Below are 14,542 nucleotides of genomic sequence, written 5' to 3'. Positions count from 1 at the left end.
TTTCAGAATATAGATAAATATTTAGATTATAGATAATTATTTAATGTTTTGATAATGAATATGGTTTTTCATCTTCGTTGAACAGCCTTTTTTTATTTGGTGTCGCAGACATTTCAAATGTAATTTCAGCGCCATTCTTAATGTCATCATATGTGATATATGATTTCGTATAAGGCTTCCCATTAAGTTTAACAGATTTTATGTATCGCATTTTATCACTCACTTTATCAGCCTTTATCTCCAGATATTTATCCTCACCCACTTTTACTTTCATATAAGGGAAATACGGAGCACCGAGAACATATTCGTTCGAACCGGGACAGACAGGATAGAATCCCATAGCCGAGAATATATACCATGCAGACATCTGTCCACAATCGTCATTTCCGCACAGGCCGTCAATGGAGTTTCTGTACATACGGTTCATGATTTCACGTACCCAGTATTGGGTTTTCCATGGCTGAGATGTCCATGCATACAGATAAGCGATGTGATGACTTGGTTCATTACCATGTACATAATTACCCATCACCCCCTCGCGGGTCACATCTTCCGTATCGGCAAAGAATTCATCAGGTAGATGCATAGTAAATAAGGAGTCGAGGCGTTGAACAAATTGTTTATCTCCACCCATTTGTTTTATCAGTCCTTTTACATCATGCGGTACGTAAAAAGAGTAATTCCATGAATTCCCTTCGATAAAGCCTTCGCCGTGAGTACTCAATAGATTGAAAGGAGTTTTCCATCGTCCGTCACTGTATCGGGCACGAACAAATTCTAATTCGGGATCGAAAACATTGTGATAATTCAATGCTCTTTTTCTGTAAGTTTCAGCTACAGCTTGATTATCCATTTTCAGAGCAGTATTATAAATAGTCCAGTCATCATACGAATACTCAAGAGTAATAGACGAGCCACTTCCGTTTTTATCAACCGGTACATATCCGAGTTTCTTATACTCGCCCGTACCATCGTAATAATCAACATTAGAACTATTAATCATTGCTTCAAAAGCTTTCTGTTTATCTATATTTAGTCCTTTGTCTAAAGCATCGGCTAGTACCGACACAGAGTGGTAGCCTATCATGCACCAGTTTTCATTTCCCATATGCGACCATACAGGCAAAGCCTTATGTACACTCTGTTCGTAATGAGCAAGCATTGAGTTTACAATATCTACACTTCTCTCTCTATTGATAAGATTAAATAGTGGATGAAGAGCCCTGTATGTATCCCATACAGAGAAAATAGTATAGTTGGTAAATCCTTTTGCCTTATGTATATTGTGGTCTATACCTCGATATTGTCCATCAACATCCATATACACCGATGGGTTTATCATAGTATGATACAACGATGTATAGAACATTGTTTTTTTATCATTGTCTCCAATAACATCTATTACATCCAACACTTTATTCCACTTATTAGACGCTTCTGCTACAATCTGATCAAATGATTTATCTTTTGTTTCAGCTTCAAGATTTATTAAGGCTCCTTGTGTGCTTACACCTGATAAAGCTACCTTCAGGACAAGTGGTTTAGATGCATCCGAGTCGAACTCCAAATGAGCAACTATCTTTCTTCCCGCAATCTCAGGAAAGTTATTAAGTAAATTAAATTTACGCCAGAAACCTGTATACTTCGGTTTTTCTTTATCTACATAACCATAGTTCTTTATTGGTTTAGATAAGGAAATAGCAAAATAAGTATAATTCTCTCTAGCCCAACCATTGGTTATACGATAGCCTGTAATCAAAGTATCGTTTTCTACTCTGAGACTGGCCCATAAAACCTTCCCATCGTAATTATAAATACCATGTGTAAGGTCTAATAGTAGTTTCTGCTCTTCGTTGGCTGGGTATGTATATTTATGAATACCTACTCTTTCTGTAGCTGTTAGCTGTGCTTTTACTTTGTAATCATCCAAGACAACTTCATAATATCCCGGGTGGGCGACTTCAGTGTCATGTGAAAAGCGAGATCGATATCCCGATTCGGGATTATCTGCTGTACCGGGATTGAATTTTAGAGCACCAGTAACAGGGATTACAAGAATATCTCCCAAGTCGGAATGCCCCGTACCACTGAGGTGGGTATGGCTGAATCCTACAATTGTTTTATCATCGTGCTGATAACCTGCGCAGTACTTATATGTATCTTTCTGATATACGCCATTAATACTATGAGGGATAGTATCCGTATCCGGACTTAGTTGGACAATTCCATGAGGAACGCAAGCTCCGGGAAATGTATGTCCCATTTTTACAGTACCTATCATCGGGTTGACAAAGGATACCTTGTTGTCCTGTGCGGATACCATGCCGCCCATAAGTACAAGAGAGAGTGTAATAATACCTATTTTCATTTGTATGTTTTGAAATTAAAGTCGTAGACTTATTTATTGTTTTCGAAAATGTAGCAAGACCGTTTTTTATTGTCGTTTAAGAAACTCCTGATATTCATTCCACATGCCCTCAATGCTCGAGTTGGGGCCAAAGACTGCTTTTATTGCTTTATCGAAACTCCAAACATCAAGGTCTCTAACTGTCAGATGGAATTTGCGGATGGCATCAGGATCTTTTGTTGTGAGCCATTGTAGAAAGAAACCGGTGGTACGGTATCCATCCATCCAGTTGCCACCGGGTTTTCGTGTACTCATATCAAATAAACCTGCTTCAGCTCTTACAGCATCAGCAATTCCTTCTATGCAAGCCCAGAATGTTTTGTTATTTCCATAATTACCAATTCCTTTGGGTTCGAATTGATAACCATGGGTTAACTCGTGATAAAGAACGCCACGAGTCTCGAAATCGAGTTTATAAAGAGATTCTTTCGCCGATTTCTCAATGTGACGGGTACTGTAAAAAATATGTATACTGGGAGAGTTACCACCTTTGGCAGATACTCCCTCTTTGTCTTCAAGCGTATATTCTATATTTTGCACATCATTTATCGGATCATTTGCTGTATAATAAAGTATTTCTGCCACCTTTTGTGCATGATACTTAATATATTCATCCGGATTTTGAACTAATTTATGATATACTTTGCTCCCTTCCGTATTGGGATTTAAAGATTCAAACTCAATATGAGGATATTTGAAATTTTCCCAGCCGGCAAGCATATTCTTTTCCGAAAGAAGTATCTCAGCAATAACTAGTTTCTCTTTCTTATCAGCAGTAGTTGCTTCAAACATATATTGTCTATAGTTTCCGGGATTCTGTATTACACATAGTATTTCTTGATAACGAGAACAGAACTTTTGATCTTTTCGTTCGTCAATTTTTGTCCACTTCTTACCGTCATTCGATCCTTTCAGTACCCAGTTAGATGGATCATGTGGCGGGGTTTCTCCTGAAGAGTATATTTTATAGCTTAACATAGCTGTATTAGACGGGGATTGAAGAATAATTTTTTCTTTTCCCTTTGTTCCTATGTAATAGGTTGTGAGGTTGTTATCGGTTAGCTGTGGATAATCTGTTTTTATTTCCAGACTGTGGCAAGTCAAAAATGATATAGCAAAAAAGGTCAGAAATAGAATCTTTTTCATCGTATTTTAGTTGTAAAAGTTAGATTTTATACAAGTATAGTTATTATAGGAAAAAGAATAATTATCCTAGTCTGCAATAAAAGTATCCTGAATACAAAAGTTTATTTTCAATATGTTTTGTCTTATATTGTATTGATAATTATATATACCTTTTTTATTCTAAAACGGATACTCACATTTTGTGAGTATCCGCATAATGAATATATTGAGAGCTTCTCTGTAGACAAATACAAAATAGATAAGATCTTTTTATTATATTACAGAAAAGTACTGTAAAGAGTTATTTTCTAATTCCATCCTGGGTTTTGATGTCCTTGCAGAGAAGGATTCCTTTGTATCTCATCCAATGGAAGAGGCCACAGCAAAGCATACTCTGGAATAGCACCAACTCTAGTAAATCCATCCGGCTTATTTTGAATTGTAGCCGATGTTAAGGGTGTCCATTTCAATTTACCTGAATTTACACCATCAGCCTCAGGATACAGACGTGTACGACGAATATCGTCCCAAACCTTAAATTCCAATGGAAATTCATGTAAACGTTCAGTTAAGATAGACTGAATTAAGGCATCGCCTGTAGCAGTCTCTTTATCCAGCCCAGCGCGTTTGCGTACCTGATTAAGATAAAATTTAGCTCCTCCTTCAGCATCAGCTTCTTTTCCTGTGCGAGCTAGGCCTTCGGCTGCTATCAAAAGTACTTCTGCATAGCGGAATGTAGGCATATTGTAATTACCGCTTTTATTCATCTTTAGAGCAGTTTCATCAAACCATGCCCAGTTTCCAATATCGCCTAATGTAAAAGTAATATCATTGCCATCTTTATCTTTCTCAGTCCAGTTTCTAAAAAAGAATTGTTTTTCATGAGATCGGATATCGTTTGTTTCATAACTTTGAATAATCATATCGCAAGGTAGGTATGCATTATATATAGTACCTCCTCCAAAAACACCCCATTGGCTAGCTTCTGCTCCCATTGAACGAGAAGGATAAGAATTACCCTGGTCTAGAGTTTCATTAAATTCTTTAGCATAGATAATCTCATTTGATTTTTTGGTTGTTTTAATTTCATTGTAAGCAGAGGTTAAATCATCGCTGCTTCCATTTGGTTGGATAAGAGCATGTTGTCCTCCCCTAATAACATCCAAAGCCATATTTGCGGCTTTAGTGTAGTATGTATCACCACCATTTAGCGGAGCACCGGCCCATTGCAAGTATACTTGTGCGAGTAAAGTCTGTGCCATTGGTTTAGTAACATAACAACCATTGTCATAAAATGCTTTGTTTGGTAATACATCTCCTTGAATTATGCTAAGTAAATCCTCTTCGATGTTTTTATATACTTGTTCTGCTGAAATACGTTCTTTGTACATATCCACTGGAGCCCTATAGGGTTCAGATATATATGGGACATCACCAAACTCTTTTACTAAATAAAAATATCCATAGGCACGGAAGAACTTGCCTTGCGCAACATAATTTGCCATAGTTGGTTCGTCTATAACACCTGCCATTGTCGGAATATTAGCAATAACAAAGTTTGCACGGGAAATCCCTTTGTAGAATTCATGCCATAATTTCATCGCAGGGCTATCAAATGCCGGAACATTAAAGTTACAACCTTCAGATGCTGTCGTAAATGTTCTATCTTTACGTTTATCGACATATAAGCCTGAGATGATACCGCCCCACATAGTCGCTTTAGGCGTCCATCCACCATCTACATCTGTGCTATGCAGATACGGAACTCCACCGAAATAAAGAGCATTTACAGCTGTTTCAGCATCGGACTTACTAGCCCAAAATTGATTAGACCCTTTTTTGTTTTCAGGATTTTCATCCAAAAAGCCATCACATGAACTCATCAATAATGATGACGCAATCATGCAAAAAATGGATATATATATTTTATGGAATCTCATATGAATGTATTTTTTTAATTACTAATTAGAATGTTAGATTGACTCCGAGAGTAAATGTTCTTGGACGTGGATATGTAAAGAACTGGCGATTGGCCCCCCACTTGTTATCACCCAAACGAGATGAATTGTCAGGATCATATCCCAAATAGTCGGATGCAGTGAACAAGAAAGCATTATTTACACTTCCATATAGACGTAGTGCTGAAAGGCCCATCCTCTTAATAATTGCAGGTTCAAATGTATAGCCCAGTTGAATCAAGTTAACACGTAGATAAGAGCCATCGGCGACCCAAGTGTCATCAGCTTGATTATTTGCTCCCATACCAAAATTATTTAAACGTATCGCTTGTGCTGTACCATCTGGATTCAATGTCGGATGCCATGCATCTTTGTAAAGACGATCGATACCATTTGTTAAGAAACGTGCTTCTGTAGAATGAAAAAACTCTTGCATAACATCTACACCCCATGTAAATTGTAGGTCCAGCGTTAAGTCGAATCCTTTATAATTGAATGTATTGATGAAAGATCCCATCCAACGAGGTAAACCATGACCAATAATTTCACGATTCTTCGATGTAACCTTTTCTCCAATTGTTGATGGTATATTCATTGTTTCCGGATCCCAGTTAGAAGGTACACCATCATAGATTCCAATTCGTTTATATCCATAAAACGAAGAAAGTTCTTCTCCTTCACGAATCAGGATGTCATAGCCCACAAAACCATCTTTAGTTATTTGACGTTTACCACTGGTAGGGTCAACTGACGCTCCTTCATCCAGTTTTTCCACGCGATTTTTATTATAAGCTAAATTAACGGTAGAGCTCCATTGGAAGTCTTGATTGTCAACAATATGAGCCGTAAGTAAAAGGTCTACACCTCTATTCGAAACTGCACCTATATTGTCCAAGATAGATGAGTAACCAGTTGATTCAGGTACAGGACGGTCAAGTAGTAAGTCTGTTGTCTTTTTATAATAGTAAGAAGCTTCCAGATTGAGTCTATTATTAAAGAATCCCAGATCTGCACCTATATCCCACTGACCTGTTCTTTCCCATTTCAAACTCGGATTAGGCATATTATCCAAATAAGAAACAATTTTCAATTGATCACCTATAATAGTCTTGGATTGGCTAACAACAGCTAAAGATTTAAATGTTCCGATCTCGGAATTACCTGTTACCCCATAAGAAGTATGCAGTTTTAATTTACTAATAAGCTGATTGTCTTTCAAAAAGTTTTCATTAGAAGCCATCCATCCTAAGCCAACCGAAGGGAAAACAGCGTATTTATTGTCTTCTCCAAACTTAGATGAGCCATCGTAACGACCTGTTATAGTAGCCATGTACTTACTGTCATAAGAATATGCTGCACGAAGGAAATATGAATTCATTGTCCATTTGTCATAGCCAGTACCAATACTTGGACGGGCAATTCCATCACCCATATTATAATAACCGTAAAAATCATCGGTGAATTCCTTGCCAGTAGCATTAAAGCTGGTATAATCATACTGTTGCCATGACATACCAGCCATAGCGTTGATAGAGTGCTTGTCGAAATTCTTATTATAATTCAGATATGTTTCTTCCTGCCAATACAATGAATTTGAATTAGTAGCAGAAGCTTCACCTACAGAAGAATAACCAATTATTGCATGTGGCTTAACCGGAGTGAAGTTGCGGTCACGATTGTTTTGATAATCGATACCAAACTGTGTCTTTAAAGAGAGATTAGGAGCTAGATGAAAAGTCAAAGCTGCATTACCAAAGACTTTCGTTCTATACTGCATCGCTTGAACCCGCGTAAGCTGTTCAACAGGATTACCTACACCTTCTGGGCTAAATCCTTGTGTTGCACTATTGGGGTTATCTTTATCTCTTAATATTTTACTTGTTTTAAAAGAGTTTGTTTGCATATATTCACCATCCAATTGAACAGGTAGAAATGGTAATTGCTCCACCATTGTACGCAAAGCTCCCTGCCCATAGGGATTGTCAGATGTTCTGTTACCCCAGGTATGGTTTACCATTAAATTAACTGAGGTCGATAACCAACTAGTTGGTTTGTCGTCATAGGCTAATTTAGCATTCAAACGTTTAAAATATGAGTTAAGTAAGATTCCCTGTTGATCAGTATAATTGACAAAAGCACCAATTGAAGAAGCTTCTCCACTGCGTTGGATGCTTAGCTGGTGATTATGAGAGACTGCTGTACGAGATGCTTCTCTTTGCCAGTCTGTATTATACTTTGGTGAACCGTCAGCATTAAACAAACGTTCATCTGTGAATATTTGCGATAAGTCTGTGGTGAAGTTTCTGCCTTGCCATGTATTCGCATTTTCCAAGCCTTGTTTAAATGCATCCATCCATTCGTAAGAATCCATCACATCCATGTATCTAGCCATCGTACCAATTGAGAGGGAGCCATCATAAGAGATACTAGCTTTCTTTCCTGTGCCAGTACCGCGTTTAGTCGTTACTAAAATAACACCATTAGCACCTCTAGCACCATAGATAGCTGCAGAAGAAGCATCTTTCAATACTTCAATCGATTCGATATCATTAGGATTTACTAACTGAAAATCTCTCATGACCACACCATCGACTACGTATAATGGGCTCGCAGAGGCATTGATTGTGGAAAGACCACGTATAATAACACGCATTTCTCCACCTGGCTGACCTGTATTAGAGAAAATATTTACACCTGCTGCTTTCCCCTTCAATCCGTCAAGAGCATTGAACGACTGGGATTTTATAATATCACTACCCTTGGCTGTAGATATGGAGCCCGTTACATCAGATTTACGCATTGTTCCGTATCCTACGACAACAACATCATCTAACATTTTTGCATCTTCAGTCATTAGGACGTCCAATGTCGTTTTTCCATTCAAGACAATCTCTTGAGAATGGAATCCAATAAATGAAAATACTATAGTAGAATTAACATTCGGTACTGAAAGAGTATATGATCCGTTAAGGTCTGTAATAGTACCCTGACTTGTACCTTTTAGAACGACACTAACACCAGCTAAAGGCTCTCCTGTTTGATCCTTCACTGTTCCTTTAATTGTTGTGCTATTCTGGAATATTTCTTTTACATCTAAATTCTCATTTACCGTAACTATAGCCGAAGAATATTGAAACATCAGTAAAGCGAATAGTAAAAAAAGTATCCGCCTATCATGTTTTTTGTTGTAGCATATTGAAATTTTGTCTACAAATTTTCTCATAATATGTTTTTATTTATTGTTAACTATAAAATTTTATTAATGGAGATTGTTAATATATTTTATCTCCTGCGATACGAAAATTCAGTTTGGATTTTTACATAGACTTATGTTTTAAAGGTTTATAAATCAAAAAGGGAGATCCTGTATCTGATTATCAGATACAGGATCTCCCTTTAAATAAGCAAAGCCAAAAGAATATAGAATATTCCTTTAGGTAAATTATCTGTTTTTTTATTATATTCAGCTCTCTCTCTCTCTCTCTCTCTCTCTCTCTCTCTCTCTCTCTCTCTAGTAAAATAGATGTAAGATCCAAATTTTCAGATGAAAAAATGAAAGCTTTTATTGTAAAATAACTTATTAGATTGAGCATTAATTTGAGTCTGTTCTATGTGTTTTTATTTAACTAGTCTCTACTTCTTGTATTATACATATAAGGAAGAGCAGATACTTAAGAAAGATTAACAGACAATATTAGGGAATAGATCAGAATAGATAGATGTCCTATCTGACAAAATAGGTATCCCAATCAACTTATTGTCGATTGGGATACTTATTTTGAAATCTAGAATATAGTCTACATGCTCGCTTTATTGCATCTACATAGTCTAGATATTGTATCGTGTAATAGCAAGCTTATATGCACTTATTAGATATAATTTTTTAGATCATCTTTAATATTTAGTTGATTAATAGTAATACTACTCTGCTTGCTATTATCACCATCCTCGAGTTGTTTGCTCTAGTAGCGGATTTGCATTCAAAGCTTTTGATGGAATAGGGAATATAGTATACTCCTTATCTGTTTTGTCAACATCTTTATCCCACCATGCATCACCAAAACGACCCCAACGGATAAGATCAATACGTCTACGATGTTCACCTAAAAACTCGCGACCCCATTCATCTATAAATTCCTGATCGGTAAGCATAGGCAGATTGTCTTCGTAGCTATATGAGGCCCATTCTGCCTCTGGATAGTTGCGTTTACGGACTTCGTCTAATAATTTTGCTGCTTCTGTCTTATTTCCTTGCTTATATAGGCATTCTGCAAGTGAGTAATAAATCTCGGCTAAGCGTATTTCTGCAATAGAGTTTGCCATAAACAAGCTGCGTGAATGTGAAAGTGGACCAAATTTCATCAATCTCACACCCGAATTTTCTTCGCCTGTAGTAACATGAGAGCCTTCGTTCCATCTTCCATTTGGTTTTTCAGAGAAACGACCAACCTGATCAACAAACACAAGTGGCTTGCCGGTCCATTCTTCCGAGCCGGTAACAGGCTTCGATTTGTCATAGCCATAGCCTTTCGCCTTATCAAATTCGTATTGTACTCCTATTAAGAAAAAGCCTTTAGTGTTTCCTGTCGAATTAATGACTTCATAATTTTGTTTCCGATAATCTACATCTGCAAATTTCTCGTAAGGTTTTCCCATTGCAAAATCGTATATTGTTCCATCTAAATCTCTAGAAGGTGAGAGATGAATTCCGTTATAACCATTCCAACCATCGGTATCTAGTATTGAGTTAGATTTGTAGTGATGAAAAGCTGAATACATCCAACCCAATTCATATACATTTCGCTTATGTGGCCATTCAAAAATATTTTCAGGAGATCTATTATCCATAAAAGATTGAAAAGGACCTCTATAGTCACCATCAATAGAATAAATTCCGTATTTGCCTCCAATTATATCTTGTGCTACAGTAATACAATCTACACTACGATCAACGCCAGTCCACACTTTGGCATTCAAATACATTCTTACTAAGATGGATGCAGCACTTGCTTGTCCATGTCGCCCAATCGCAGGTTCTTTACTGAGCTCAGGCATTGCATCTTTAAGCTCCTTTTCCATGTAGTCAAATACCTCTTGAGGTGTAGATTGTCCTTTAATAGTTAAGTTGTCTTCACTAATAGGGATATATCTAAAAAAGTCGATAAGAAAACTGTAATACCATACACGGAGAACTCTCAATTCGGCTATATAAGCTTTTTTCTCCTGTTCAGAGATAATATTTGAAAGATCCAGTGTATTAAAGTCATTCAAAGTATTATTGATATAACCAATTCCCTGATATGGACCTGTCCAGCTACCGTAAATCTGGTTTTGCAAATAATCCCAATTATGCTTATGTAGGCGTACCCATTGCCCTTCATCCCAACCATGTTTCCCTTTCTGTGTCCATACGAAATGGTCGCCAGTGAGTTCTTGCAACAACCAGCGATCTCCATCCCATGCGCACCAGTGTCCATGTTCATAAGGACGCAAAACTGCTGCCTCGACTGAATTCTTGTCATTATAATATTTCTCTAGTGGTATTACACTAAATGCTTCCTCGCCTAAGTCTGTACAAGAGGGCATTAAAATAATCGACAATAAGAAAAGATAAAATATTTTAAAATTTTTCATAATATCTTGTTTAATGCTGTTAATAACTGATCTGAATTCCAAATGAAAAGTTACGAGTGACAGGATATACACTCAATGAACTCACTCCCGGCCATAATCCCGATGTTGAAACAGTTGTCGGATCTAGCCCTGAATAGCTGGTTAGAGTAAATACATTTTTCACTGTGCCATATACTCTCAATCTAGATATATATTTAGATTTAACTTTAGGAGTCCATCCAATAGTAATATTATCTAATTTGAAATAATTCCCATTTTCGAGAAAGTAATCGCAGACCTTTTTCCCTCCTTTTATATGAGCATTTTCTTCATAGGCAGAATGAAGTAAGTTTACCTCAGGCTCAGCTACCAAACCGTAATACATCTGATAAGTATTTAATATCTGATAATCAAACTTACCCCGGAAAAACAGGCTAAGGTCGAAATCTTTATAAGTTATTGTATTGCCCCATCCTACTTCGTAATGTGGAGTTCCATGCCCAAGATATGTTCTGTCAGAGTCTTGCGCATCGTCGGCCAAAATAGTTTCAGCTCCTTTTACTCCACCTTTGTATATCATAATGTTACCTTTATCATCTACGCCTGCATACCGATAACCAAAGAAAGACCCAACTTCTCTTCCATCGGCTAAACGTTGTGCCGGCCCAGGATTTCCAGGAGAAGGTAGTCCATCGCCATCAATATAGCCTTTTGTGAAAGTTCCTTTAGAGAATGATTTAATTTTGGATTTGATATATGAAGCTGTAACGTTTGTCGAATAAGAAATATCTTTAGTTTTGACAGCATCCCAATTTACTTGCAATTCTACACCTTTATCCCTGGTAGTACCAACATTTGTAATCAGATTTGAATAGATAAAAGGAGGCATAGACGATGTGTAATCTCCAATAACATCTTGTCCATCACGTATAAAAGCATCTATGTTTCCTGTCAATCTAGAATTGAATAAAGAATAGTCAACTCCGATATTATAGGAAATTTGCTTTTCCCATTTCAGATTTGCATTCGGATTATTTCCAGGGCCATATACCTGTATCCATTTACCATCAACGTAGGAATATGAAGCAGGCGAATATTTTGACATGGCAATATATCTGTCAAAACCCGAGCGTCCTGTTTGACCATATGAAAAGCGAAGTTTCAGGTCGTCTACAGCCGATATATTTTCAAATACTGGTAATCTTGAGAAACGCCATGCTGCTGATGCTGCCGGAAAATATCCCCATTTATTGTCTACTCCGAATTTAGAATTACCTTCATAACGCAATGAAGCAGTGACAAGAAACTGATCGTCGAAATTATAATTTACACGACCTAAGAAAGCGATTGTTTTCTCCTTACTTTTTTCCGACCACATGCCTAATCGTCCATCTGCTCTATTCCAAGCACCAGCATCAAGATTATTATATTTATAATAATCGTTAGGAAAATCCATATTCTCAGCACCAAATTTCTCCCAATTAAATTCCTGATACGAGTAACCACCCATGAGTTTAAAGTCATGTTTGTTGATTTTAAAACCATAGTTTCCTATCCACTCAAGAGTCCAGTCCACCCAGTTTTGCTGTTCGAGACGAGCTCGTCCTGCTCTGTCATTATCAATTGATTCTCTATGATATTTACTGTAATACTCGCGTTGTTTCGAGTTTCGTCCTTGTCTACCTAATTTAAGTTCGGTATTCAAGTCTTTCGTTATATTAAGCTTGATATTGAAATCTATCATAGCGTATTCTTTCGTGGCACCGGCTTCCTTCTCTTGTAAATCTTTTAACGGATTAAATTCATCGTAACGACCTTTAAAGTAATCCATTTCATCTATGCTCACTGTTGGATTTAGTTTAACAGCTTGTTTAAATATATCATATGTGGGTTGTCCATAATTAGAATTATTCGTGTCGTTTTCAACACCAGAATATTCTTCATCGGCTACACGATATGAGATATTACCTCCTACTTCCAGCATGCCTTCCAGCGTAGTTTGTTTGAAACTTGCTCGTAGACCATACTCTTTTCTAAATGTGGAAATATCAATACCTTCTTTTGTTCTGTAGTTAGCTGATATTCTAAAAATAGACGACTCGCTACCTCCGGATAAAGCGATATTGTGATTCTGTCCTATATTATCTTTGTTCAAAAGAGCATCATACCAATCGGTCCGATATCCCCAATCTTTAGCCCGATTTTTTTCTACAAATTCTTCAGGAGAAAGTATATCCGGCCTTTTAGCTACAGCATCATGTTCTAAATAGGAGTCGTATGAAATAGATACCTTTCCAGCTTTTCCTTGTTTTGTTTGCACCAAGATAACACCATTTGCGGCACGCGAACCATAGATTGCAGCAGCTGAACCGTCTTTTAGTACAGTAATGGATTCTATATCCTGCTGTGCTAGGTTTCGTAGGTCTCCTCCCGGCATTCCATCAATAACAATAAGAGGACTATTCCCTGCCTTCATTGATGATGCTCCGCGCACCTGCATATTAGTAGAGCGATTAGGATCGGCTGCTGCTGAATTCGACATAGATAATCCAGCCACTTTACCGTCTATCATTTGCATCGGACTATTGGAAGCCCCCTGAAGGAAATCCTTGCTTTTAACACTTGTTACAGCTGTAGTCAAATCCTTTTTTACTGTACTACCATATCCAACTACCACTACATCTTGTAAGACTTTTACATTTTCCTGCATTATTACATTTATTTCTTCTCTTCCATCAGCTGATATTTCTTGAGGAAGAAAGCCTACGAAAGAGTATGAAAGAACTGATTTTCCATTAGGTATACGTATTGAGTATGCTCCGTCAATATCAGATACGGTTCCTGTAGTAGTACCTTTAACAACTATACTTACTCCTGTGAGAGGTTCTCCATTTTCGTCTTTTATGACACCTTTTACTGTTACATTATCTTGATTAATACCACTACTTTCATTCTTTTTGTTAATATGGACGGGGGAAGCAGTCGCTTGTGCAAACTGAAAGAAAAAGAGTATGAATAAACAAAAAAATGTACGAATACAATAACACTTAGAATAGTCTTTGATAATTTTATCTACAAATTTTCCCATAATGTGTGTTTTTAGTTAACTGAAATAATGATTTTTCTTTAATGAGGTATCCAGACCTCATTATGCGTGGCATTAGAAATAATTGATTAGTGTACTCTTCATGTGGTTAAAAATGTTTAATAAGTTAATAATTATGAATAAAAAGTGGTATTCAGGTTTTAAGGATATATAAAAACCCTGTCTCAAAGTATTCTAATACTCCGAAACAGGGTAAATTTTATTATCATGAAATAATCAGCTACAGATACTCTTTTTACTATCTGTTCTGATAAAAAACAGTTATTTTTTGTTATATGCTCTCTCTCTCTCTCTCTCTCTCTCTCTCTCTCTCTCTCTCTCTCTCTCTCTCTC

Annotated in this window: 6 protein-coding genes; all 6 read right to left on the bottom strand. The window is 36.9% G+C overall.

Annotated elements, in window-relative coordinates:
* Nucleotides 1–40 precede the first annotated feature (40 nt).
* Nucleotides 41–2,368: a GH92 family glycosyl hydrolase gene (locus tag JGH11_RS06870; protein ID WP_201110834.1), complete on the bottom strand. Its 2,328-nt coding sequence runs from the start codon at nucleotides 2,366–2,368 to the stop codon at nucleotides 41–43.
* 66 nt (nucleotides 2,369–2,434) lie between these two features.
* On the bottom strand, nucleotides 2,435–3,553 hold the full coding sequence (locus JGH11_RS06865) for a basic secretory family protein (RefSeq protein WP_201110833.1): 1,119 nt from the start codon (nucleotides 3,551–3,553) through the stop codon (nucleotides 2,435–2,437).
* 287 nt (nucleotides 3,554–3,840) lie between these two features.
* A complete protein-coding gene (locus tag JGH11_RS06860; RefSeq protein WP_201110832.1) occupies nucleotides 3,841–5,472 on the bottom strand; it encodes a RagB/SusD family nutrient uptake outer membrane protein in 1,632 nt (543 codons plus the stop codon).
* 25 nt (nucleotides 5,473–5,497) lie between these two features.
* Nucleotides 5,498–8,713: a SusC/RagA family TonB-linked outer membrane protein gene (locus JGH11_RS06855; RefSeq protein WP_370567571.1), complete on the bottom strand. Its 3,216-nt coding sequence runs from the start codon at nucleotides 8,711–8,713 to the stop codon at nucleotides 5,498–5,500.
* Between the two features lie 716 nt (nucleotides 8,714–9,429).
* Nucleotides 9,430–11,124, bottom strand: a complete 1,695-nt coding sequence (locus JGH11_RS06850) for a RagB/SusD family nutrient uptake outer membrane protein (protein WP_201110831.1) — start codon at nucleotides 11,122–11,124, stop codon at nucleotides 9,430–9,432.
* A gap of 19 nt (nucleotides 11,125–11,143) precedes the next feature.
* A complete protein-coding gene (locus tag JGH11_RS06845) occupies nucleotides 11,144–14,191 on the bottom strand; it encodes a SusC/RagA family TonB-linked outer membrane protein (RefSeq protein ID WP_201110830.1) in 3,048 nt (1,015 codons plus the stop codon).
* Between the last annotated feature and the right edge of the window lie 351 nt (nucleotides 14,192–14,542).

It is taken from the genome of Dysgonomonas sp. Marseille-P4677 (assembly GCF_016652235.1).
GTDB lineage: Bacteria > Bacteroidota > Bacteroidia > Bacteroidales > Dysgonomonadaceae > Dysgonomonas.
The sequence above is the reverse complement of the archived record's forward strand: the minus strand, read 5'-3'. Positions and strand labels throughout refer to the sequence as shown.

Excerpts from the sequence above, each read along its gene's own strand:
- JGH11_RS06870 (WP_201110834.1), bottom strand. The coding sequence starts at position 2,368 with ATGAAAATAGGTATTATTACACTCTCTCTTGTACTTATGGGCGGCATG.
- JGH11_RS06865 (WP_201110833.1), bottom strand. The coding sequence starts at position 3,553 with ATGAAAAAGATTCTATTTCTGACCTTTTTTGCTATATCATTTTTGACT.
- JGH11_RS06860 (WP_201110832.1), bottom strand. The coding sequence starts at position 5,472 with ATGAGATTCCATAAAATATATATATCCATTTTTTGCATGATTGCGTCA.
- JGH11_RS06855 (WP_370567571.1), bottom strand. The coding sequence starts at position 8,713 with ATGAGAAAATTTGTAGACAAAATTTCAATATGCTACAACAAAAAACAT.
- JGH11_RS06850 (WP_201110831.1), bottom strand. The coding sequence starts at position 11,124 with ATGAAAAATTTTAAAATATTTTATCTTTTCTTATTGTCGATTATTTTA.
- JGH11_RS06845 (WP_201110830.1), bottom strand. The coding sequence starts at position 14,191 with ATGGGAAAATTTGTAGATAAAATTATCAAAGACTATTCTAAGTGTTAT.